The 22,601-nt window shown below is 36.3% G+C and carries 25 protein-coding genes and 1 pseudogene; 7 read left to right on the forward strand and 19 right to left on the reverse strand.

Features of this window, described 5'->3' with window-relative positions; all coding sequences use genetic code 11:
• Positions 1-54: 54 nt before the first annotated feature.
• The 5 genes from accA to dnaE all read right to left on the reverse strand — a co-directional run bounded on the left by accA (position 55) and on the right by dnaE (position 7,399).
• A complete protein-coding gene (gene accA / locus QUF93_RS24340; protein ID WP_289360455.1) occupies positions 55-1,029 on the reverse strand; it encodes an acetyl-CoA carboxylase carboxyl transferase subunit alpha in 975 nt (324 codons plus the stop codon).
• Positions 1,017-1,886 carry an acetyl-CoA carboxylase, carboxyltransferase subunit beta gene (gene accD, locus QUF93_RS24345; RefSeq protein WP_289360456.1) on the reverse strand — a complete coding sequence of 290 codons (870 nt, stop codon included), beginning with the start codon at positions 1,884-1,886 and terminating at the stop codon, positions 1,017-1,019. Before accD ends, accA begins: the two co-directional genes overlap by 13 nt.
• A 185-nt stretch (positions 1,887-2,071) precedes the next feature.
• Complete coding sequence (locus QUF93_RS24350; RefSeq protein ID WP_002122982.1) at positions 2,072-2,716, reverse strand: FadR/GntR family transcriptional regulator; 645 nt, start codon at positions 2,714-2,716, stop codon at positions 2,072-2,074.
• Positions 2,717-2,730: 14 nt separating this feature from the next.
• Positions 2,731-3,939, reverse strand: coding sequence for an NADP-dependent malic enzyme (gene ystJ, locus QUF93_RS24355; RefSeq protein WP_165763976.1), 1,209 nt, complete (start codon positions 3,937-3,939; stop codon positions 2,731-2,733).
• Positions 3,940-4,072: 133 nt separating this feature from the next.
• Entirely contained in the window at positions 4,073-7,399 is a 3,327-nt protein-coding gene (gene dnaE / locus QUF93_RS24360; RefSeq protein WP_289360457.1) for a DNA polymerase III subunit alpha, read from the reverse strand.
• Between the two features lie 42 nt (positions 7,400-7,441).
• On the opposite strand from dnaE, the gene QUF93_RS24365 reads away from it, so the two are divergent.
• On the forward strand, positions 7,442-7,855 hold the full coding sequence (locus QUF93_RS24365) for a YtrH family sporulation protein (protein ID WP_078172708.1): 414 nt from the start codon (positions 7,442-7,444) through the stop codon (positions 7,853-7,855).
• Positions 7,852-8,355: a sporulation membrane protein YtrI gene (gene ytrI, locus QUF93_RS24370; protein ID WP_002122986.1), complete on the forward strand. Its 504-nt coding sequence runs from the start codon at positions 7,852-7,854 to the stop codon at positions 8,353-8,355. Before QUF93_RS24365 ends, ytrI begins: the two co-directional genes overlap by 4 nt.
• 126 nt (positions 8,356-8,481) lie before the next feature.
• On the opposite strand, the gene QUF93_RS24375 is transcribed toward ytrI, so the two are convergent.
• Together QUF93_RS24375 and QUF93_RS24380 are read right to left on the reverse strand one after the other, a co-directional pair.
• Positions 8,482-9,231, reverse strand: coding sequence for a two-component system sensor histidine kinase NtrB (locus QUF93_RS24375; RefSeq protein ID WP_289360458.1), 750 nt, complete (start codon positions 9,229-9,231; stop codon positions 8,482-8,484).
• Between the two features lie 340 nt (positions 9,232-9,571).
• Positions 9,572-10,504 carry a DHH family phosphoesterase gene (locus QUF93_RS24380; RefSeq protein WP_289360459.1) on the reverse strand — a complete coding sequence of 311 codons (933 nt, stop codon included), beginning with the start codon at positions 10,502-10,504 and terminating at the stop codon, positions 9,572-9,574.
• Between the two features lie 250 nt (positions 10,505-10,754).
• Between QUF93_RS24380 and QUF93_RS24385 the strand changes: the two genes are divergently transcribed.
• Positions 10,755-11,060, forward strand: a complete 306-nt coding sequence (locus tag QUF93_RS24385; RefSeq protein WP_289360460.1) for a YtpI family protein — start codon at positions 10,755-10,757, stop codon at positions 11,058-11,060.
• Between the two features lie 7 nt (positions 11,061-11,067).
• On the opposite strand, the gene QUF93_RS24390 is transcribed toward QUF93_RS24385, so the two are convergent.
• Together QUF93_RS24390 and QUF93_RS24395 are read right to left on the reverse strand one after the other, a co-directional pair.
• A complete protein-coding gene (locus QUF93_RS24390) occupies positions 11,068-11,331 on the reverse strand; it encodes a DUF3949 domain-containing protein (RefSeq protein WP_289360461.1) in 264 nt (87 codons plus the stop codon).
• A 225-nt stretch (positions 11,332-11,556) separates the two neighbouring features.
• Positions 11,557-12,870 carry a CBS domain-containing protein gene (locus tag QUF93_RS24395; protein WP_002122992.1) on the reverse strand — a complete coding sequence of 438 codons (1,314 nt, stop codon included), beginning with the start codon at positions 12,868-12,870 and terminating at the stop codon, positions 11,557-11,559.
• Positions 12,871-13,114: 244 nt separating this feature from the next.
• Here QUF93_RS24395 and QUF93_RS24400 point away from each other — a divergent pair, with 244 nt between their 5' ends.
• A complete protein-coding gene (locus tag QUF93_RS24400) occupies positions 13,115-13,276 on the forward strand; it encodes a hypothetical protein (RefSeq protein WP_289360462.1) in 162 nt (53 codons plus the stop codon).
• A 40-nt stretch (positions 13,277-13,316) separates the two neighbouring features.
• Here the strand turns inward: QUF93_RS24400 and QUF93_RS24405 are convergent, their stop codons facing one another.
• Positions 13,317-14,000, reverse strand: coding sequence for a metal-dependent hydrolase (locus QUF93_RS24405; RefSeq protein WP_289361012.1), 684 nt, complete (start codon positions 13,998-14,000; stop codon positions 13,317-13,319).
• Between the two features lie 149 nt (positions 14,001-14,149).
• On the opposite strand from QUF93_RS24405, the gene pepQ reads away from it, so the two are divergent.
• Positions 14,150-15,247, forward strand: a complete 1,098-nt coding sequence (gene pepQ / locus QUF93_RS24410) for a Xaa-Pro dipeptidase (protein WP_289360463.1) — start codon at positions 14,150-14,152, stop codon at positions 15,245-15,247.
• Positions 15,248-15,444: 197 nt separating this feature from the next.
• Here pepQ and QUF93_RS24415 read toward each other — a convergent pair whose 3' ends face one another.
• The 6 genes and pseudogenes from QUF93_RS24415 to QUF93_RS24440 all read right to left on the reverse strand — a co-directional run bounded on the left by QUF93_RS24415 (position 15,445) and on the right by QUF93_RS24440 (position 18,106).
• Positions 15,445-15,651, reverse strand: a complete 207-nt coding sequence (locus tag QUF93_RS24415) for a hypothetical protein (protein ID WP_002122998.1) — start codon at positions 15,649-15,651, stop codon at positions 15,445-15,447.
• 63 nt (positions 15,652-15,714) lie between these two features.
• Positions 15,715-16,008: pseudogene (locus QUF93_RS24420) on the reverse strand (anti sigma factor C-terminal domain-containing protein); the annotation flags it as partial.
• A 162-nt stretch (positions 16,009-16,170) separates the two neighbouring features.
• Entirely contained in the window at positions 16,171-16,515 is a 345-nt protein-coding gene (locus QUF93_RS24425; protein ID WP_289360465.1) for a DUF6176 family protein, read from the reverse strand.
• A 2-nt stretch (positions 16,516-16,517) separates the two neighbouring features.
• Entirely contained in the window at positions 16,518-17,306 is a 789-nt protein-coding gene (locus QUF93_RS24430; RefSeq protein WP_289360466.1) for a GNAT family N-acetyltransferase, read from the reverse strand.
• The gene (locus QUF93_RS24435; protein WP_289360467.1) at positions 17,303-17,635 is read right to left on the reverse strand and encodes a cupin domain-containing protein; all 333 of its coding nucleotides are present in this window, start codon (positions 17,633-17,635) and stop codon (positions 17,303-17,305) included. Before QUF93_RS24435 ends, QUF93_RS24430 begins: the two co-directional genes overlap by 4 nt.
• A gap of 45 nt (positions 17,636-17,680) precedes the next feature.
• Entirely contained in the window at positions 17,681-18,106 is a 426-nt protein-coding gene (locus QUF93_RS24440) for a YxzE family protein (RefSeq protein WP_289360468.1), read from the reverse strand.
• A 131-nt stretch (positions 18,107-18,237) separates the two neighbouring features.
• Between QUF93_RS24440 and QUF93_RS24445 the strand changes: the two genes are divergently transcribed.
• Positions 18,238-18,501 carry a helix-turn-helix transcriptional regulator gene (locus QUF93_RS24445; RefSeq protein WP_002003636.1) on the forward strand — a complete coding sequence of 88 codons (264 nt, stop codon included), beginning with the start codon at positions 18,238-18,240 and terminating at the stop codon, positions 18,499-18,501.
• Complete coding sequence (locus QUF93_RS24450) at positions 18,498-18,923, forward strand: hypothetical protein (RefSeq protein WP_289360469.1); 426 nt, start codon at positions 18,498-18,500, stop codon at positions 18,921-18,923. The genes QUF93_RS24445 and QUF93_RS24450 overlap by 4 nt, the downstream gene beginning before the upstream one ends.
• 51 nt (positions 18,924-18,974) lie before the next feature.
• On the opposite strand, the gene ald is transcribed toward QUF93_RS24450, so the two are convergent.
• The 3 genes from ald to QUF93_RS24465 form a co-directional block, all read right to left on the reverse strand.
• Positions 18,975-20,108, reverse strand: coding sequence for an alanine dehydrogenase (gene ald / locus QUF93_RS24455; protein WP_289360470.1), 1,134 nt, complete (start codon positions 20,106-20,108; stop codon positions 18,975-18,977).
• A 213-nt stretch (positions 20,109-20,321) separates the two neighbouring features.
• Positions 20,322-21,110 (reverse strand): SDR family oxidoreductase, encoded by a 789-nt coding sequence (locus QUF93_RS24460; protein ID WP_289361013.1) that lies wholly within the window; start codon positions 21,108-21,110, stop codon positions 20,322-20,324.
• A 127-nt stretch (positions 21,111-21,237) separates the two neighbouring features.
• Positions 21,238-22,395 (reverse strand): RNA-guided endonuclease InsQ/TnpB family protein, encoded by a 1,158-nt coding sequence (locus tag QUF93_RS24465; RefSeq protein ID WP_289360471.1) that lies wholly within the window; start codon positions 22,393-22,395, stop codon positions 21,238-21,240.
• Positions 22,396-22,601 lie beyond the last annotated feature (206 nt).

Here is a 22,601-nt window from a genome sequence, read left to right on the forward strand (position 1 = left end):
ATGTGTCTTTTCATAATAAAAACGTGCATTCGCGAAGAGGAACGCACGCTTTTATTATTTTATCCCAATGGAAGCGTTTGAAAACGAAACTTGCCCAATTTTCATATATTTTTCATAACGTTTTTCGATTAATTCATCTTTCGAAATTCCGCTTAATTGTTCAAAAGTTTTCTTAAGCATTAAATCTATATTTTCTGACTGTTTTAAAATATTACGATGCGCTCCGCCTTTTGCCTCTGGAATAATTTCGTCAATTACACCTAATTCTTTCAAATCTAATGCTGTTATTTTCATCGCTTCTGCAGCTTCTTTTGCTTTACCAGCGTCTTTCCAAAGAATCGCCGCCGCACCCTCTGGTGTAATAACAGAATAAGTGGAATTTTCTAGCATATGAATGTAATCTCCTACCCCAAGACCTAACGCACCACCGCTACCACCTTCACCGATAACGATACAAATAACAGGTACTGTTAAACCTGCCATCTCAAATAGATTGCGAGCGATAGCTTCACTTTGTCCACGTTCTTCAGCTGCTTTACCAGGATAAGCTCCCTTCGTATCGATGAAACAAATAACAGGACGATTAAACTTTTCCGCTTGTTTCATTAGACGCAGTGCTTTTCGATATCCTTCTGGATGAGGCATCCCAAAATTACGACGAATATTTTCTTTCGTATCTTTTCCGCGCTGATGCCCAATTACAGTTACAGGCATCCCCTTATATTTCGCAATGCCGCCGACAATCGCTGCATCGTCGCCAAATAGGCGATCTCCATGACATTCAAAAAAATTAGTAAATAAGTGCTCAATATAATCGAGCGTTGTCGGTCGTTCTGCATGACGAGCAATTTGAACACGGTCCCATACTTTCATATTGCCGTATATATCTTCCTCTAATTTTTCTAGCTTGTCTTCCAAAATACGAATCTCCTCACTGAAGTCCATCTGGCTGTTTTTCGTATAGTCTTTCAGTTCACGAATCTTATTTCTTAGCTCAACAACTGGTTTTTCAAATTCTAGCTCTGCCATACAGCCATTTCCCCTCCTTGATGAACTTCTAAAATCTTGCGAAGTGATTCTCTCATATCATCACGATGCACCACCGCATCTAATTGACCGTGCTCTAGTAAGAATTCTGCCGTTTGGAAATCTTCCGGTAGTTTCTCACGCACTGTTTGTTCAATTACACGTCTACCAGCAAATCCGATAAGTGCACCTGGCTCTGCAAGGTTATAATCACCAAGTGAAGCGAAACTCGCTGAAACCCCGCCCGTCGTCGGGTGAGTCATAACAGAAATAAACAATCCTCCTGCATTACTATGCTTTTTCAAAGCTACGCTTGTTTTTGCCATTTGCATTAAACTTAATATACCTTCTTGCATACGGGCACCACCCGAAGCAGTAAAGATAATAAATGGAACTTGTAAGTCGTATGCCTTTTCAACCGCACGGGCAATTTTTTCTCCTACAACAGAGCCCATGCTCCCCATTCGAAAACGAGAATCCATTACTGCAACAACAACAAGCATGTCATCCATTGTTCCTTCACCAGTTACAACCGCTTCATTCAATTCAGTCTTCTTACGATCGTTCTCTAATTTCTCTTCATATCCTGGAAACTCGAGTGGATTTAATGAAACCATTTCTTTGTCATACTCACGGAATGACCCTTCGTCCAATATACTATCAAGGCGCTCCCATGCATTCATAGGATGATGATATCCACAGTTCACACATACTTTTAAATTTTTCAGAAGTTCTTTCGTATACATGATTTTTTTACATTTCGGACATTTTGTCATAACGCCATCTGGTACATCTTTTCGTACTTGTTCTGAAGGTATTGCAGCATACTTTTTCTTTTTCACGAATAAATCTCTTAGCACAATTTGACCCCCTTCGTTGAGAGCTAAGGTTAGCGTAAGAAGAAAACGGGGCTAACACCAAAGTTTGATGTTAGCCTTATCTTCTCAATCTGTCTAATAACCTCTCTCTTTACGTTTAACTTTAACCGCTATGCGGTAGAATGTTTGTCATAACGTGTCATGGTCATTTCGACAAATTTTATACATTACGAGTGAAACTGTATATTCTCTACTAATTCATCGTAAATTTTTAGTGCATCATTTTCCTGCTTCGCTTCCAAAGTAGCGTAAAGCTTTCTATACATTTCGATAGAATCTCCTGAAACTTCACAAGAAAGAGTTGCGACGTAATCATTTACGATCATCCAAATGCGATATAGTAAATAATTATCGACTTGTTCAATAAGTGTTTTAAAGAACGTTTGATGAAGCGTTGGAATTGAGCTTTCATTTCCTTCAAGCACTTGATGTAACTTACTTAGTACTTTAGAAAACGTTTCTTTCGGTAAATTACACACAATTCGAATCATATCTTTTTCAAGCAATCGTTTTGTTTGTAATAAATCACGAATTGTTTTCTCATCTTGCAATAGAAACGGAGCGATTAATTGTACAAGACCGTTGTCGTAAAAGTTTCGAATAAACGTCCCCTCACCACGTCTCGTTTCAATTAATCCTACCAGTTCTAAAGCACGTAATGCTTCTCTTACAGAGGAACGTCCAACATTTAAGCGTGAACTTAACTCACGCTCTGATGGCAAACGATCCCCCGCTACTAAACAATCCTCTTCCATAATGGAACGGATTTTTTTTACAATTTCGAGATATACTTTTGTATTTGATGATGTCAATGGAAATTCCTCGCTTATTCTTTACCAATCAGCGCTAATTGTTTTGTTTTCTCAGCGACTTCATTTGGATCTACTTGACGGCGAGCTACTCCTGTCTCCATTGCTGCTTTCGCAACGTAAGCTGCTACTTGAGGCGCTACACGCGCGTCAAACGGCGCTGGAATGATATGGTCTGCATTCAACTCATCCTCTGATACAAGCTCTGCAATGGCTTGTACAGCTGCCATCTTCATTTCTTCATTAATTTGCGTCGCATGTACATCAAGTGCACCGCGGAAAATACCTGGGAACGCTAGTACATTATTTACTTGGTTCGGGAAGTCAGAACGACCTGTTCCAACAACAGCTGCGCCCGCTGCTTTTGCCAATTCTGGCATAATTTCTGGAACCGGATTCGCCATTGCAAAAATAATTGCATCGTCATTCATTGTACGAACCATCTCTTCAGTTAATGCACCTGCTGCAGATACACCAATGAATACGTCCGCACCTTGTAAAACGTCAGCTAAAGAACCTTCTATACGATTCTTATTTGTATATTTTGCAACTTCATCTTTCACCGGATTCATACCGACAGGACGACCTTCATAGATTGCACCTTTACGGTCACACATAATAACGTCACGTACACCATAGCGATATAAAAGTTTAATGATTGCAATACCTGCTGCACCTGCACCATTTGCGACAACTTTAATGTCAGACATTTTCTTTCCAACTAACTTAAGCGCGTTCACAAGGCCTGCTACTGTTACGATAGCTGTTCCGTGTTGATCATCATGGAATATCGGAATGTTTGTCTCTTTTTTCAAACGTTCTTCAATAACGAAGCAGTTTGGTGCTGCGATATCTTCTAAGTTTACACCGCCAAAAGTTGGCTCCATTAATTTTACAGTTTCAACAATTTTATCTACATCGTTTGTATTTAAGGCAATCGGGAATGCATCTACACCAGCAAAGCTCTTGAATAATACAGCTTTACCTTCCATTACTGGAAGAGATGCTTCAGGTCCAATGTTACCAAGACCAAGTACAGCCGTTCCATCTGTCACAACTGCTACCATATTTCCCTTCATTGTATATTCATATACCTTACTTTTATCGTCATAAATTTCTTTACAAGGCTCTGCAACCCCTGGAGAATATGCAAGACTTAAATCTTTTGCATTTTCTACTTTTACTTTTGATACAGTTTCTAATTTTCCTTGATGCACTTTATGCATGTGAAGTGCTTCTTCACGAAGTGTTGACAAACTATCCACTCTCCTCAAATTATTCTAGCTGGTATCAATTTCTCCAAGTGGTCTGACCACGAACACTACTACTATGATAATCGAAGTGTAGGGAAATTGTCCATTATATTTTCACAACGACATTTTCTTCACCGACAATTTCACGAAGTGTTCCTAAGCATTCTTCACTTGGATGAATTGATAAACTCCGAGATAATTGTACCATTTTATGTTCTTTTTCATAATAAATTAGTACTTTCGCAAAACCTGAATAGTCAAACAATATTTTCGTAACCTGATTTAAAAGCTTTTTCTCATACTGAGATGGCAATTTCACGTAAACAGATGCGTCTTTCTTTTCTTCATAAACATCCATTTCCTCTAACGGATAGAGTCCATTTACAATCCATTGCAGCTTATGATTTCTTAGCTCAATCGTACCGTCAACTAAAACAATTGCCCCTTCTTGTAACTTGTCTGAGAAATGTATATACGTTTCCGGGAAAACAACCGCTTCCATTTCATCATTTTGATCACAAAATGTAATAAATGCCATCTTTTGCAACTTTTTCGTACGAATCACTCTCACACTTGTTATATACACGATAGCCCTTTGCACTTTTTTCTTATGTCGCATCGCCTGAGCAAGAGATGGGATTTCCAATTCTTTTCCTAACTTCACATACTGCGCTGTCGGATAACTAGATAAATAAAAACCGAGCGCTTCCTTCTCTTTATTTAACTGTTCAATAAAAGATAGCTCTTCTCCTTGTACGTATTTTGATTTTGGAACAGCATCTCCTAAATCACGTGCAAGGTTTGCATACTCTAACGCTCCTTTAAGACTTTTCCATAAATTCGTTCTCGAAATACCAAAATCGTCAAAACATCCAGACCAGACGAACGCCTCTAAATTTCGCTCTGTTACAAATTTTGATGGCATACGAAGACAAAATTCAAATAAATCCTCGAACATTTTTTTCTCGCGTTCTTCGAGTAATGCCGTCACTGTAGCCATTCCGATATTTCGAATTGAAAGTAAACTGTAACGTATTGCATTTCCTTCTATTTGGAAGTTGTAACCACTTCTTTGAAGAGACGGTGGCAAAACGTGAAAACCTTTCCGCTTCGTTTCTCGTACATACTGCACAATCTTATCTTCATTTCCAATTGCACTTGATAATAACGCAGTCATAAATTCCAGCGTATAATTTGCTTTTAAATATGCAAGCTGATATCCGATCATACTGTAAGCTACAGCGTGACTTCGGTTAAAACCGTAATTCGCAAATCTTACAATCAAATCGTAAATTTGTTCTGAAGATGTCTCGTCGTATCCATTTTCCAAACAACCTTGAACAAAATGTTTACGTTCTTGATCTAAAATATCACGATTCTTTTTACTCACTGCACGGCGCAGTAAATCCGCTTCTCCAAGCGAAAAACCAGCTAACTTAGATGCGATTTGCATAATTTGCTCTTGGTATACAATTACGCCGTATGTTCTTTCTAAAATCGGCTTTAAATCTGGATGTAAATATTCAATGCTTCTTTTTCCGTGCTTCGATTCGATAAAGGTTGGAATTTGTTCCATCGGTCCTGGTCTGTATAACGAGTTAACAGCGACTATATCTTCAAATTCATTCGGTTTTAGCCCGCGAAGTACATTTCGCATACCACCTGATTCAAGCTGGAATACACCTGTTGTATCCCCTCTGCCTAACAATTGGAACGTCTTTTCGTCTTGAAGAGGTAAATTTCTTATATCAATTTGTGTCCCCGTTTTTCCCACGATAAACTTTATAATATTTTCAAGTAACGTTAAATTACGTAATCCTAAAAAGTCCATCTTTAACAATCCAAGTTCTTCTAATGCATCAGCAGGATATTGCGTAACATAAACATCGTTATGTCCTTCTTGAATTGCTATACTTCCTGTTAACGGTTCTTGACTCATAATAACGCCAGCTGCATGGATAGATGTATGGCGTGGTAAGCCTTCTACACGCTTCGCAATTTCAAACACACGCTCATGCAAAAGATTCCCTTGTATAAACTCACGGAGTGATTGTGATTCCTCATATGCATCTTTTAACGTTATACCCAGCTTTGATGGAATAAGTTTTGAAAATATGTCAATATCTCTTGGCGGTAGCCCCATTACACGAGCAATATCTCTAATCGCAGCTTTCGCTGCAAGCGTCCCGAACGTTACAATTTGTGCAACACGAAGCTGACCATATTTATCTTTCACATATCCAATCATCTCATCACGTCTTATATCCGGAAAATCGATATCAATATCTGGAAGTGTCACACGTTCCGGGTTTAAAAATCTTTCAAATAAGAGGTCATATTCAATCGGATCAATATCTGTAATTTCCAATACGTAAGAAACGAGCGAACCAGCTGCCGATCCACGTCCCGGTCCTGTTAAAATATGATTTTCATGTGCATATTTCATAAAGTCCCACACAATAAGGAAATAATCACTAAACCCCATACGAGAAATAACATTTAATTCATGATTCAAACGCCGTACATGTACTTCTTTCGGCACGCCATATCGTTTCTGCAAGCCATCTTCACAAACACGGCGCAAATACATATCACTCGTTTCGTTAGAGGGAACAGGAAACTTCGGTAGTTGATTCACATGGAAAGGAATTTCCACTTGGCAATGCTCCGCGATTTTTAATGTGTTTTGAACCGCTTCCGGAGCATGAGAAAATAGTGCTTCCATTTCATCCGATGACTTTAAATAATACTGATCCGTTTTCATTCTCGGCCTATCTGGATCAGTCATTTTCGTTCCAGCCTCAACAGATAATAAGCATTCATGAACAAGTGCATCACTTTGATTAATGTAGCGCACATCATTTGTTGCAACGACTGGAACGTTTACCTTATTAATAAATTCAGGCAGTTTTTCTTGTAATAGCAGTTCACCTTGAATCGCATGCTGCTGCAAGCTTATATAAAAATCACCGAACATATTTTGATACGTGCGGGCTACTTCTTCAGCCTGACTCTCTTTGTCTTCCAACAATAACTGTTCAATTTCCCCATCTTTCCCTGGTGAAATCGCAATTAATCCTTTCGCATAATGAGCCAGCCACTTCTTCGGAATACCTTCCTTTGACTTCGTCATAATACTGCTAGAAATCTTTAATAAATTTTGATAGCCTCTTTCATTCTCAGCAAGTAAGACAAGTGGATAAGACCTTTCTTCTTCTTCACTAAAAATAGAAGCTGTTAAGCCGATAATAGGCTGTATACCATGTTTCTTGCATGCTTTATAAAACGGAATAACTCCATACATGACATTTTCATCCGTAATAGCCAGCGACGAAAATCCAAGCTCTTTCGCCCGTATAACAAGCTCTTCAATTTTACAAGCACTTTTTAACAAACTAAAAACGGTTTGACATTGTAAATGCACAAACTTCACTGTTGTACCCTCTCTTTACCTATTTGACTACTTTTATTATAGGTGATGAGGAAAGCGGAAATCAAAACATACTTCTCATACTTTGTCCATATATATGAAGAAGAAAGGGGAATGACGATGGATGTAAGAGAACATACTTTTTTCTCTCTGCTTATTATTAGTTACTTTATTGCCTTTGGAGTTATACTTGGTGGTTCGTTAATTGGCGGATTTGGTGCATTTCTCATCGGAAAACCAGCTCTAACTTATATTAGTCAATTTGCCCAAAATTTAAGAATTTGGGCACTCGTTGCAGCAATTGGCGGAACGTTCGATACCTTTTATAGCTTTGAAAGAAGCTTCTTTGGCGGAGATATGAAAGATATCGTAAAACAAATTCTCCTTATTTTTTTCGCAACTGGTGGTATGCAAACTGGTCTTATTATTATTAAATGGCTTACACAGGAACATGTATGAGGGTACCAAGTGCCAATACAGCCAAAAGGTGGTATTTAGTTTTAGCTGGTGCTGCTGTTGGAGGAGTGTTGAGCTGGTTTGTTTTTTTGTACATATACGGTGTTTTTCAGCAGGAACAAGCTAGTAAAATAGCAGAACAAAAAGAAATTATCGAAAAACAAGAAGCAAAACTCCACGTCCTTCTCGAAGACCAAGAGAAATTGAACACAGAAAATAAACGGCTCTTAACAATTCAAGAAATCAAAATAAAAATTATAAATCGAAAAAAATATGATTTAGACAATCTTACACTTGAAAACATGACCACTTCTATCCATAATGATCTCCAGCATCTTTTAACGAAAAACATTCAAAGCATCGCAAAAAATAAAGACCTACTCAAAAAAGTCATCGAAAATAAAACGTACAAACATTACGATCGTATATACCGCTTTAAAGTAGACACAGTCTCTTTTGATACCGTACTTGAAATTAGTATTGATATAGAGAAAGAAAAATAAAAGATACCTCCATCTTATCGACATGCACTATTCGATAGATAGAGGTATCTTTTTAATCTATTTCATCCGAATATACTTTTATTAACATTTTAATAAAAGTATATTGATACTAATTCATTAACTTTTCTATACATCTTTCACACTATTCAAATATATGTCAAACCTTGTCCCTACTCCCACTTCGCTCTCAACCTCTATCTTCCCATTGTGATTGTGTATAATTTCTCTACATAAAGAAATACCTAATCCCGTCCCCTCCTCTTTCGTTGTGAAGAAAGGAGTATACAAATTAGAGAGAACTGCGTCATCCATTCCCTTTCCATTATCAATTATACTAATCTTTATATATTCACTTTTTTGAATTACCTTTATACAAATATACCCTTCATTCTTGTTGGGACTATCTTCAATTGCTTCAACACTATTTTTAAGTAAGTTGAGGAATACTTGCTTTATCTCCTGAGAATCCATCTGCGTAGTGCAATTTGGCTCCAATTGTTCAAGATTTATCATTATTTGAATATTCCTTAACAAAGCTTCACTTTGTATCAATGCATCAATTTCTGCAAAAAAACTTTTCAAGTATACTTTCTTTTTATAGGATTCGTTGAATTTAGCAGCAGTCAAAAAATTTTCAATAATATGGTTCGCACGATTCACCTCAGAAATAACCATTTCCGCATAATCCTTTTTATCGATTCTTTCCAAATCTTTATGTAATAATTGCATAAAACCTTTTATAATCGTTAAAGGATTTCGTACTTCATGAGCAATCCCAGCAGCGAATCTTCCCACTAAACATAATCTTTCTTGATGAAAAATAATATTTTTCAAATGAGCGATTTGCTCTTCAGCTTCTTGATATTTTTTTTGCATACTTTCTACTTGAGGAGGTATGTGGTCTGGAAATGGTGGTGTTTTCTCCGTAAATGAAGTTGTTTTGTTCATGGTATTATTTTTCCTTCGAAATCGATGTCTAAAGTTATGACGCATAAACATTCCCCCATCAAATTAATAGTTCCAAGTGAGTGTTGATTTATATTTGTGAGCTTCTTCACCATTAAAACATAAAAAAGACGTTTTTGGGAATTTTTTATTATTTTATCAAATTAATTCCATATAAAACAAAAAATCTTAATTTAATGATATTTAAATATAAAAACAAAGAAGGAGGGCTTCAGCGCCTCTCCTTCTCTTTCGTTCAACATACAACTTCTTATTTACACAACTCACGTAAATCAGTAAAAAGACGATCCGCTTCTTCCCAAGAAGATGCTTTTGCACCAGAAGCCATCGGATGTCCTCCACCATTATATTGCATTGCTAATTTATTAATAACTGGTCCTTTTGAACGAAGACGAACGCGGATAACGTCGTCTTCCTCTAAAAATAGAACCCAGGCCTTTAATCCATCAATATTACCAAGCGCCCCGACAACACCAGATGCTTCAGAAGGAAGTACATCAAACTCTTCTAGTACCTCTTTCGTTAATTTAATGTACGCTGCGCCTTCTTCTACCATCGTAAAGTTTTGTAAAATATAACCGTTTAAACGAGCAATCTTTTCTTTCGTCTTATACATTTCATTGTATAAATCCGTAAATTTAACATCCATCTCGACAAGCTCACTTACGTAACGGAGCGTTTTTGCTGTTGTATTCGGGAATAAGAAACGACCTGTATCTCCAACAATACCCGCTAAAATAAGGCGAGCTGCTTCTGTTGTCACCTTTAATCCTTTATTTTTTCCATAACTGTAAAACTCATAAATCATTTCACTTGTAGAACTAGCTGTCGTATCCACCCACGTAATATCTCCGTACGGGTCTTCATTCGGATGATGATCAATTTTAATTAACATCTTTCCTTTTGCATAACGCTGATCACAAACACGCTCTTGATTTGCTGTATCACAAACGATAACAAGTGCATCTTCATATACACTATCTTCAATATCATCCATTACTCGTAAAAACGATAAAGAAGGCTCGTTGTACCCAACCATATAAATACTTTTCTCTGGAAACGATTCTTGCAGAATTGTACCAAGTCCGCACTGAGAACCTAACGCATCTGGATCCGGACGTACATGACGATGAATAATAATTGTATCAAACTCTTTAATTGCTCCTAAAATTTGCTCATGCATATGTATAATCTCCTTTTTATTCAACTTCTTCACTTTATCCCGCATTAAATGCACGTAAAAGCACGATTGGTGAGGGCTAATAATTAGTGCGTGGGATCTCCTCACACAAATTAAAGTTTCACTTTATCCCCCATTATAACGGAAAACATTTCATACATGCGAACAATTGCTTTATAATAAAAATTAGAAAGTTTAGATTTTTCTTTTTTCTAAATTGTTATTTTTATACCAATCGATGGGAGCGTGTATTATGCCAGTATTCGTCTTTTGTATTATCATCTCATTTGTTTTGTACCTCTTCTACAAAACAAAATTCTTTCGTACAAACCGTCCAATGGAGAAGGGATGGCTCTCAGGAAAATCCGCAATGGCACTCGGCTTATTCGTCCTATTCTTTGGGATAAACCAATTCTTTTTAGAACTTTCAACTGCCCGCATTATCGTTGGTGTTTTGTTTATTTTACTTGGCAGCGCGAGTACATTTAATGGATTCCGCCAATATAAACATTTTCTACCATTAGCAGTCAAAGAAGCCGAATCTTATAAAATAACGTAAAAAAGCATCAATATTGTGATGCTTTTTTACGTCCCTTAACTTTCAAAATCATACTTGCAACAAACGCAGACGGTATATTAAATAGATTGCCTTGCACATGAAAATGTAATTGCTCTTCTTCAAAAGACATCTGTTTGTATAGTTCTTGCTGAGATAATCCTGTTCGTTTCTTTTTTTCATTTAATCCTTGTAAGTATAAGTATTGAATTGGTATCATCACAAGAAAGTACAAGAGTGCGATACCACCAAAAAAGAGTAATTCTGATGACATATTGCATCCTCCTTCCGACATCCATTATCTTACAATCTAATTATAACATAGTATACAATCTAAATGAATTAATATTCTGTCTTTTCAGTTTTTACCTTTCCATTAGTTTTCCTACTCCACCTTATACATATTCCTCTAAAACTCACTCGCATCTTTTTTTGTTGGTTTCCAAACTTAAACCAACAAAAAAAGATGGAACAAACCAAAACGATTTGTTCCATCTTTTTATTTATCGATTAACTGCACCATAAGCAATGCTTTCCCAACGACATTACCTTCATGATGCACTTCTACATCAACCTTACCAAATTTACGGCCAATTTCTAATACTTTCGGATGAACCGATACAACATTATCAATTTGAACCGGTTTTACAAAATAAATTGTTAAATTCTCAACAATTGAATCGCTCTTCTTCTGCGCACGAATAACACGGTTCGTTGCTTCCGTCACAATTGTTGTGAATACACCGTAAGATAATGTCCCTATTGAATTCGTCATTTGTGGCGTCACTGAAAATTGATACAAATGCTCATTTTTTGCTTCTTTCGGCGTCATAAATTGATTCGTTACAATATCATCAATCGTTTCACCAACTTGTGGTTGACGCTGAATCATTTGCAGCGCCTGAAGTACATCTTGACGACTAATGATTCCTTGTAATTTATTTCCATCCTCCACAACAGGAAGTAATTCAATACCTTCCCATACCATCATACGTGCTGCAGCTGCGACAGACATCTTTCCATTTACCGTAATGGGATGTTTCGTCATCACTTTATCAATCGGTGTATCTTTCGCAACACCAATCATATCTTTCGAAGTTACGATACCTAACACCTTTTTATTTTCATCCACAATTGGATAACGTCCATGCATCGTCTCTTCATTGTACTCATGCCATTTCTGCACTGTATCACTTGGCTTTAAATATAACGTTTCTTCAATCGGTGTTAAAATATCTTCAACGAGTACAATTTCTTTCTTAATAAGTTGATCATAAATTGCACGGTTAATTAACGTTGCGACCGTAAATGTATCATAGCTACTCGAAATAATTGGAAGCTTTAATTCATCTGCTAACCTTTTCACATGCTCTTCCGTATCAAATCCACCTGTAATTAATACAGCAGCCCCTGTTTCTAATGCTAATTGATGTGCATTCGTACGGTTCCCGATGATAAGCAAGTTCCCCGCTTCTGTATAGCGCATCATAGCTTCTAATTTCATAGCCCCAATAACGAATTTATTTAGCGTTTTATGTAGCCCTTCTCTGCCCCCAAGTACTTGGCCATCGACAATGTTAACGACTTCTGCATATGTCAGTTTTTCGATATTCTCTTTCTTCTTTTGCTCAATTCGAATTGTTCCGACACGTTCAATTGTACTAACATACCCTTTATTTTCTGCATCTTTAATTGCACGGTAAGCTGTCCCTTCACTTACACTTAAATCTTTCGCAATTTGCCTTACAGAAATTTTATGCCCTACCGGTAGGCTATTAATATGTTCTAAAATTTGATTATGTTTGGTAGCCAAATGGTTTCACCATACTTTCTTTTCCCTAAATTCTTCATGTGTTGTATTTTCAGTATACTATATTTTCAAAACTGTTACACTCTCTCTTTGTATATCTGTACTATTTTTTTTATAACAAAATACTCCTTACATTACACCAGTCATTCTATTACAACAATGTAATGGTATTGTCATCTCGTTCGATAGTTTGTCCACTCGATTCCCTATACAATTAAGACAAGAAATGAAACAAAGGAGCGAATACATGATGAAAAAATTTTTAGAGGTTATAAGTGCTGTATTTTTAGCTTTCGCAGACGGAAAAAAAGTTGCAATGGAGTTGAATGAAACACCCGAACAGCCACTTCCAAAAAGAAAAGAATCACCAAAACAAGCGCAAACTTTAAAAGCTGTACTACACACGTAAAAAACCCTTCACTTGTCATTTCAAATGAAGGGTTTCTTTTTTATAATGTAATACTTTCTCCAGCTTCTAATACTTTCCCTGTACAATTTTGTAGCTTTTCTACAAATTGATATGGATCTTGTTCAATAACTGGGAACGTATTGTAATGCATCGGTACAACCGTTTTCGCACCAATCCATTTTGCTGCTAACACAGCATCTTCTGGTCCCATTGTGAAATTATCACCAATTGGTAAAAATGCTACATCTATATCATTTAGTTCTCCAATTAACTTCATATCAGAGAATAGAGCCGTATCTCCCGCATGATATACCGTTTTCTCTTCTGCTGTAAACAAAATACCAGCTGGCATACCTGTATATGTAATCGTCTTATTTTCTTCATCAATATAACTAGAGCCGTGGAATGCTTGGGTCAATTTCACTTTTCCAAAGTCAAACTCATGTGAACCTCCAATATGCATTGGATGTGTATTTACACCTTGCCATCCTAAAAATGTCGCTAATTCAAACGGTGCCACAACAACCGCATTATTTTTCTTTGCTAACGCTACTGTATCCCCCACATGATCACCGTGTCCGTGCGATAAAATAATCGCATCAACCTGTACATCTTCAGCCTTTAAATCTGTTTTCGGATTTCCCGTTAAAAATGGGTCAATTAAAATAACTTTTCCATTCGTTTCAATCTTTACAACTGAATGCCCGTGATAAGATACTTTCATCATTACATTCCTCCCCTATTCACATTCTCACTTTTTATTCTACATGATTTTTCAATTCCCTGTCTTTTCTAACATCTATTTACTTGTCATAACGCTTTCCTCCGATGTAAAGTTATATTTGTAATTAAATATCTCGGGGGTGCCAATCGATGAATGCTAGATTAGAAAATTTAATGCAATGGCTAAAAGAAAAAAACGTAGAAGCTGCGTTCTTAACTTCTACACCAAACGTTTTCTACATGACAAACTTCCACTGTGAACCACATGAAAGACTACTTGGTATGTTTGTATTCCAAGAAAAAGAACCTATTTTAATTTGTCCTAAAATGGAAGAAGGCCAAGCTCGTAACGCTGGCTGGGCCCATGAAATTATCGGATTTACTGATACTGACAAACCATGGGATATGATTGCAAAAGCAATTAAAGATCGTGGTATTGATGCAAATGCAGTTGCAATTGAAAAAGAGCATTTAAACGTAGAGCGCTACGAAGAGTTAACGAAATTATTCCCGAAAGCAGCTTTCAAATCAGCTGAAGAAAAAGTTCGTGAGCTTCGCTTAATTAAAGATGAAAAAGAACTTTCTATTTTACGTGAAGCAGCTAAAATGGCAGATTATGCTGTTGAAGTTGGTGTAAATGCAATTAAAGAAAATCGTAGTGAGCTAGAAGTATTAGCAATTATTGAGCATGAATTAAAAACAAAAGGCATCCATAAAATGTCATTCGATACGATGGTATTAGCAGGTGCAAACTCTGCTCTTCCACACGGTATTCCAGGTGCAAATAAAATGAAACGCGGCGATTTCGTACTATTTGATTTAGGTGTAATCATTGAAGGTTATTGCTCTGACATTACGCGTACAGTAGCATTTGGTGATATTTCTGAAGAACAAACTCGCATTTACAACACTGTACTTACTGGACAACTACAAGCAGTTGAAGCATGTAAACCAGGCGTTACATTTGGTGCAATTGACAACGCTGCTCGCTCTGTTATCGCAGATGCAGGTTACGGAGACTTCTTCCCACACCGCCTTGGTCACGGACTTGGAATTAGCGTACACGAATATCCAGATGTAAAAGAAGGCAATGAGTCTCTATTAAAAGAAGGTATGGTCTTCACAATCGAGCCAGGTATTTACGTACCAAACGTAGGTGGCGTTCGTATTGAAGATGATATTTACATCACAAAAGACGGATCAGAAATTTTAACGAAATTCCCGAAAGAATTACAATTTGTGAAATAATAAAGTGAAACTTTAATCAGTGGGGGGTTTGTTCATCCCCCACTGATTATTAGTTGAACCAATCGGGCGTTTACGGGCAGTTGATCTCCCACCTAACTTCTTCGCCCCAGCCCAACTTTGAGGTGGGAGTCTTACTGCCCGTTAATGCGGGATAAAAAAGGTAGCGTGATCGCTACCTTTTTATTAAAGAAGGCCCCTTAAAAGGTGCCTTCTTCTATTTCACTAATATTTAATTGAAATTTCACAATCCAGACTGAGAAAAGATGGACAAGAATCGCAAACGCCATACATGCTCCACTCAAAAAGGTTAATATAGGATGCGCATACACATGCCCCAACCCATAAGACGCTCCTACGAAAAACAATGTTATGTAAATATATATTGCTCCATGTATTTGCCTCATATAAACCTCCTTTTCCCATATTATAACATAAATTTTCTGATTATTCACATTAATTACTTGTAATCAATATTTCTCAACTGTTACACCTCTAACAGCAGCCTTACTATATGGTGCTCCTTGTAAACTTTGTAAATCCTCTGTTTTGCCTGTTACAACTACATCGTATATTGATAAGTCTTCTAATTTGAAGTTTTTCATCTCATTATAGTTTGTCCTAAAATATTCTTGATATCCCCCTTTATTTTCACTTAAAGATTTCATAGATCCAATAAACTCCATAGAGTTTATTTTAATATTCTCGTACTCATCTTTCTTTCTATCAGCATAACTCCCCTGAAATCCAAACACAGTTTTTGATTTCTCTATTAATAATGATTCAAACGTATCATGACTCATCTAGCTCTCCTTTCTATATACTCAACGTTTGAGAGCACAAAATGTATACAGCCTTTCCGAAAAAATTTTTCATAATAAAAAGCACATCCATTTTGATGCACTTCTTACAAAAATACTATTCTATTATTTCACCGCTTCTTTCACAACATCTTGAATCATAACAACTTCTGTTTTCATATCAACAGACGGTACTTCTTCATCAATACACTCATACCAAAACGCTAAGTGCTTTTTATCAATTTCATGATGAGAATTTTCGACAAGAGTACCGCCTTCTCCTTGCACAGAATACCAATATAAGTACTCTTCTCCATCTCTTATTTCCCGGAAAATTGTCTCTACATACATTTTTTCGTCGCTTAGTGTCAAAAGCACTTCTTTCATATTGTCATTAAGAAGCTGCATCCATTCATCTACACGATGACTTTTACCTTGTTTCACTTTAAATCTCGTTAACTCCACATTCATTTTTATTCCCCCGTTCTCTTACGTACAAACAATCTATATTCTATTGGATTATAAAAACTTAATTTACTAGCTAATTTTTGCGAAGGAATATTGTCTACATAACAATCCCAGCACGGTGTAATATCATTTTGCATGCAATGTTCAATGAACCGTGTTGCAACAGCTTGGGCTAATCCTTTCCCTTGATATGCTTCATGCGTCGCAATATCAATTTCAGCAAATCCATTCCCGCTAAATATCGAAACACATTCAGCTACAATTATCCCATCTTGTTCTATACAAAATCCAAAACCACCGTTCAAAAACGTTTCTTTTGATCCCCAATATTCTTTGTAGTACTCCTCTGTAAATTCACTGCTTCCTTCTATATCTCTTCTATCAATACGCTTCACTTCATATGTATTTTTGTTTACAACTCGTGTTCTCTCTTCAAAAATCCCTCGTTGAAATTTCATTCGTGGGATGTTCCTAAGTGCGTTACTAAAACGCTCTTCAATCATCATTTCCCATTCTTCGCTAGAAGTGCAGAATGTAAATCTCTTCTCTGTTTTTTCAATAGCCGTTTTTAAATACGAAAATAAATCTTCGTTATAATTTTGATCATCAGTATCACCAAATAAATAATAGATACCATTAGCTGTAATAATTAGTCCTGCTGTTAACTTCTCGTTGGCAAAAATCTCACCATCTATCATTTGGTCACATACCGCATAAGCAAACGTCGTCGTTCTTGTAAGACTTTCTAAAATCGGAAGGATTTTTCTATACTGGGCTACAGATAATTTTTTCATAATTGCTCCACTTTAATCGTATCAGCCTCTATATTTTCAAAACAAAGATTTACTGTTCTCTTTAATGCTCTCGTTCTATGGATCGTGCATGCTGGAATTAAGATAGAATCATTTGGCTTTAAAATCGCCGTTTCTCCATCTTCAAAATCAATAAGTAATTCTCCCTCTAACACAATAAATAATTCATCCGAATTAGAATGATAGTGCCAATCATATTCACCAGTAAATACAGCGATTCGTAAGCAATGACTATTTACATTTGAAACGACGAAGTTTTTATGTTGCTCTTGAATATCCTTTGTTAATTCTATTAAGTTCACAGTTTCCATATTTCGTCCCACCCTTTCATTAGTCATTCTTTTGAAAAAACTAATTTAGTCTCCGCCACCCCCGCAGTCGCCTCCACTATCACTTGAGCTGCTACAATCGTTGCTACTGTAGTAACCAAATCCACTTGATGAGCTTGAAGCGTATGAAGATTTTTTTCTCTTTTTGTTCCTATCTCTCTTACTTTCATGACTAGGCCATACTGTAGCAAAGAGTATAACGAATAAGGCTAATTCTATTACGACAAGTATAAATTCTAGAATACTCTCAATAATATTGGGAGTTATCCCAAAACTGTAAAACACCCCAAGAGAATACATACACAAAATTACATACAGAGCCATACAAATATACCGAAATGTTTTTTCTATCATAATGACTACTTTTTTTGAAATTGGTATGTTCTGTTCCTGTTTTTTCTTTATGTATTTCTGTCTCCTAGCTTGCTTTTTCTTCCTATTTTTGCTCCCCATCAAATCTCCTCTTTTGACTTTTATTTTTCATTTAATTCCAAATTATCACAAAAAATAACATCATAACAAGCTATATTTCTCGTAAAGTTTTGTTTACTTTTTGTAAAGTTTTATTTACTTTTTTCCTAAAAATGGATATAATAAATGTAACAAATTTACAAAAAGGAGACTTTGTATATTTGATTAAAAATAAGGTGAAACAATTCCGCGTCGTTAGAGACATCACCCAAGAACAATTAGCTTCCTCTGTTCAAATCACTAGACAATCCCTCATCGCTATCGAGAAGAATAAATACAACCCGAGTTTAGAATTAGCATTGAAATTATGTGAGTTTTTCAACTGTAAAGTAGAAGATTTATTTCAATTAGATAAAACCGGGGAGGAAAAAGAATGAAAAATACTTTTAATCAAGAGTTCATTTCGCATCTTACCATTTTATTGTTAGGTTCAACTTTTCTTTATTTCAATAGTAATGATGAAGAAAAGATTAGTTCTGTCCTTCTATTCGCTGGCGTATACATACTCTTATCCTTAATACTATTAGTAGTGAAACGAATATTCTTTAAGAAAAAAAAGAACGATTCCGAGAAATATCCATTACCTGAGATTGATGAAAGAATCGAGAAGATGAGTTTAAAACTTATGGCGCAAATTTTCGGTCTCTCTCATTTAATCGGTTCTGCGATACTATTTATTTTATATATCACTGACAAAAATTCGATGATACGAGTTGAGTATGCCTTGTATTACTTGTTCGGCATTCTTTTCTTTACAATGATGTTCGGATTGAGAATTGTAAAGAAATTAGATAATTAATTTAAACAAAAAGACCCTTCCTATAAAGGAAAGGTCTTTATTTTATTTCTATTATGATAAAGCAGGAGCTTTTTCAAGAAGCTCTTTTGCATCAGCGTATTGTAAGCCGTGCGCTTCTGCAACTGCTTCGAATGTTACATAGCCATCTAATGTGTTAATACCTTTTAATAATGCAGTATTGCCTAGGCAAGCAGCTTTGTAGCCTTTGTTAGCAATTTGTACTGCATATGGTACTGTTACGTTTGTTAATGCAAGAGTTGATGTACGTGGAACCGCACCTGGCATATTTGCAACTGCATAATGAACAACGCCATGTTTTTCGTAAGTTGGGTTGTCATGAGTTGTAATACGGTCAGTTGTTTCGAAAATACCACCTTGGTCAATCGCGATATCTACAACGACAGAACCTGGTTCCATTGATTGAATCATTTCTTCTGTTACAAGTTTTGGCGCTTTTGCACCTGGGATTAATACCGCACCGATTACAAGATCAGATTCTCTTACAGCTTCTGCAATGTTGTACGGGTTAGACATTAACGTTTTTACTTGGTTACCGAAAATATCATCTAGTTGACGAAGACGTTCTGCGCTTAAGTCGATGATTGTTACATCTGCACCTAAACCTACTGCAATTTTCGCTGCGTTTGTACCAGCTTGACCACCGCCGATAATTGTTACTTTACCGCGTTTAACCCCTGGAACACCTGCAAGTAAAATACCTTTTCCGCCTTTGTTTTTCTCAAGGAACTGTGCACCGATTTGCGCAGCCATACGACCTGCAACTTCACTCATTGGCGCAAGTAATGGTAATGAACGATTATCTAATTGCACTGTTTCGTATGCAATTGATGCGACTTTGTTATCAATTAATGCTTTCGTTAATTCTGGCTCTGGAGCTAAATGTAAGTATGTGAATAAAATTAAACCTTCGCGGAAATAACCGTATTCACTTGCAACTGGCTCTTTTACCTTCATAACCATATCTTGATTCCATGCTTCTTCAGCAGTTTCAACAAGTTTCGCACCAGCTTGTACGTATTCTTCATCTGTAAAGCCTGATCCTATACCTGCTCCTTTTTGAACAAAAACTTCATGACCATTTTGCACTAAATGTACAGCTCCCGCTGGCGTCATTGCCACGCGGTTTTCATTGTTTTTAATTTCTGTTGGAATACCGATACGCATTATTAGTTCCCCCTTGAGTTATGAAATGACCCCTGAATCATTTTTTAAAGCGCTTTCCACGCTCTTATATTTTAACATAATATCTCAATATTTGACAAAAAATAAGACGAGTTTTCCGATAGATTTAATCTTACATTAAAGGACAGTATTATCCGCACCTTTCAGTATAAAGGATAAACTGTCCAATTATTCGAAACTTCACTTTATTTAATTCTATCGATGTCTATGAATAACATCAACAGCGCCTGTTACTTCAATAATCGTACCAGTAATCATATCAGAATCGCCCTCACATAAAAACGAAATGGTTCTTGCGATATCTTCGCCTGTTCCAGATCTACCAATTGGTGTGTTACGATCTTTCAGCTGACGTGCTTCTTGAATTGTCGCTTCTTTCATTTCACCAATAATATCACCAGGACATACCATATTCGCAGTAATACCATATTCCGCCTCTTCGTAGGCTACTGTTTTCGTTAATGAAACAAGTCCTACTTTCGCAGCTGCAAAAGCTGAACGATAAATCCATCCAGGTGCGCTATCTGCCCCTTGAAATCCATAGTTAATAATACGGCCAAATTGCTGATTTCTCATAATCGGTACGACAAGTTTTAATAAATGAAACACCGCTGTTAAATTACCCTGGATCATTTCATTCCATTCGTCTTCTTCGTAATCGACTAATTTTTTCCTTTCAAATACGTAAGGACCAGCATTATTAATTAAAAAGTCAATTTTGCCAAAACGGCTCATCGCCTCTTCTACCATTTTATGTAAATCTTCCTTTTTCGTGACATCAGCTTGCACGAACTGTAGACGTTCTTCTATATTTTTATATGTTTCTTTCATTGTTTCCATAGCTGCTATATCGCTATGATACGTTACTGTTACTGAATACCCTTTAGCCAATAACTTTTCTGTTACTTTCTTTCCTAAACCTTTCGTACCGGCTGTAATGAGCGCATGTCTCACAAAACTGCCTGCTACTAAAAATATAGACAAATGTACATTCTTAGAGTATTCCTGCTTCTCTGTGTCCTGTCTCGCCACTCACTCGCTACTACAGTTTGCTGTGACACTCCACAGGCGTAAATTCCGATGTAGCCCACCGTACATATATACAATCTATTTACGTTAGTATTGTATATATTTTTGCTTGTAAAAGGTTGATTGACGCGTTCAAATCTCTATCCATTACATTTCCACAGTCACATTCATATACTCGGTCGGATAGCTTTAAGTCTGCTTTCTTTTGACCACAACATGAGCATAACTTTGACGAGGGATAGAATGTATCTACTTGACGTAGTTCAATTCCATATTCCTCACATTTCGTTAACAACCATGTTTTAAATGTATAAAAGCACTGCTTCGCAATTGCTTTAGATAGATGTTTATTCTTCATCATACCTTTCACATTCAAATCTTCTACTGTAATAAACGTTGGCTTGGTTTTCACCACATCATTTACAATAGACTTTACATACGCTAATCGAATATTTGCTAACCTAGCATGTAGTTTTTGCACCCTAAGAATGTTTTTATCTATATTCGCTCTTTTATTAGTAACAGGTTGTTCACCTCTCTTTCTTATATTTTCAAATTTGCGTGATAAAGAGCGTTGTTCACGTTTCAACCGTTTTTCTATCTTTTTTACTTGTACTGTTTTATTTATATTTTTATGAGTTTTTCCATCGCTACGTACAGCGAAATCCTTCAGCCCTAAATCAATCCCTAGACCTATATTATTCAATATTGGTTTTACCCTTACTTCTTCTCTTTCACAAAGTACAGATACAAAATATCTTCCTGCTCTTTGATATACTGTGCCACTTTTTACCGTTGCATTTTTAGGGATATATCCATATTCTTTTAACCTTATCCAACCAATTGTAGGGATTTTTACTCTATGCCTTTCTACTGTCCAATCTGTTTTGTTGTTTTTAGGAAAATAGCACTTCACATCTTGCTTCTTCTTTTTCTTGTATCGTGGAAATTTAGATAAACCTTTAAAAAATCGCTTAAAAGCTTTATCTCCATCCATAATTGCTTGTTTTACCGCTTTGCTCGACACTTCTTTAATCCAATGGTCGTACTCTTTTGTATGAATGTTATTTAGCCATTTAGAAAATTCATAGCCACTCAGAAATCTCCCCTCGGATTCATATATCTCTTTATTTTTAGATAGATATAGATTGTAAACATATCTGCACACTCCAATCGTTTGATGGATCTTGGTTATTTGCTCATTTGTCGGTTTAATCTCTATTAGATAGGCTTTTTTCATAGCTCTTCATCCTCCGACATTTTCTCTTTATATTTTCCCAATCCATATATTCTACAACTACATACATGAATGATAGATATCAAATTTTGAACAATTTCTTCTTGTGAAGACAACTTTTCATTAGTAACAATGATAACTTTGACTCCCATCTTATGAAGAAATCCCTTAAACCAATCGTAACCAAAACGAAAAAACTATCTTTGTGT

This window comes from Bacillus hominis (genome assembly GCF_030348325.1).
Classification (GTDB): domain Bacteria; phylum Bacillota; class Bacilli; order Bacillales; family Bacillaceae_G; genus Bacillus_A; species Bacillus_A hominis.

Coding starts and splice junctions, on each gene's coding strand:
- accA (WP_289360455.1), bottom strand. CDS start 1,029: ATGGCAGAGCTAGAATTTGAAAAACCAGTTGTTGAGCTAAGAAATAAG.
- ystJ (WP_165763976.1), bottom strand. CDS start 3,939: ATGCATAAAGTGCATCAAGGAAAATTAGAAACTGTATCAAAAGTAAAA.
- ytrI (WP_002122986.1), top strand. CDS start 7,852: ATGAGGGTACCAAGTGCCAATACAGCCAAAAGGTGGTATTTAGTTTTA.
- QUF93_RS24375 (WP_289360458.1), bottom strand. CDS start 9,231: ATGCAAAAAAAATATCAAGAAGCTGAAGAGCAAATCGCTCATTTGAAA.
- QUF93_RS24380 (WP_289360459.1), bottom strand. CDS start 10,504: ATGCATGAGCAAATTTTAGGAGCAATTAAAGAGTTTGATACAATTATT.
- QUF93_RS24385 (WP_289360460.1), top strand. CDS start 10,755: ATGCCAGTATTCGTCTTTTGTATTATCATCTCATTTGTTTTGTACCTC.
- QUF93_RS24390 (WP_289360461.1), bottom strand. CDS start 11,331: ATGTCATCAGAATTACTCTTTTTTGGTGGTATCGCACTCTTGTACTTT.
- QUF93_RS24400 (WP_289360462.1), top strand. CDS start 13,115: ATGATGAAAAAATTTTTAGAGGTTATAAGTGCTGTATTTTTAGCTTTC.
- QUF93_RS24405 (WP_289361012.1), bottom strand. CDS start 14,000: ATGAAAGTATCTTATCACGGGCATTCAGTTGTAAAGATTGAAACGAAT.
- pepQ (WP_289360463.1), top strand. CDS start 14,150: ATGAATGCTAGATTAGAAAATTTAATGCAATGGCTAAAAGAAAAAAAC.
- QUF93_RS24415 (WP_002122998.1), bottom strand. CDS start 15,651: ATGAGGCAAATACATGGAGCAATATATATTTACATAACATTGTTTTTC.
- QUF93_RS24425 (WP_289360465.1), bottom strand. CDS start 16,515: ATGAATGTGGAGTTAACGAGATTTAAAGTGAAACAAGGTAAAAGTCAT.
- QUF93_RS24430 (WP_289360466.1), bottom strand. CDS start 17,306: ATGAAAAAATTATCTGTAGCCCAGTATAGAAAAATCCTTCCGATTTTA.
- QUF93_RS24435 (WP_289360467.1), bottom strand. CDS start 17,635: ATGGAAACTGTGAACTTAATAGAATTAACAAAGGATATTCAAGAGCAA.
- QUF93_RS24440 (WP_289360468.1), bottom strand. CDS start 18,106: ATGGGGAGCAAAAATAGGAAGAAAAAGCAAGCTAGGAGACAGAAATAC.
- QUF93_RS24445 (WP_002003636.1), top strand. CDS start 18,238: ATGGATATAATAAATGTAACAAATTTACAAAAAGGAGACTTTGTATAT.
- QUF93_RS24450 (WP_289360469.1), top strand. CDS start 18,498: ATGAAAAATACTTTTAATCAAGAGTTCATTTCGCATCTTACCATTTTA.
- ald (WP_289360470.1), bottom strand. CDS start 20,108: ATGCGTATCGGTATTCCAACAGAAATTAAAAACAATGAAAACCGCGTG.
- QUF93_RS24465 (WP_289360471.1), bottom strand. CDS start 22,395: ATGAAAAAAGCCTATCTAATAGAGATTAAACCGACAAATGAGCAAATA.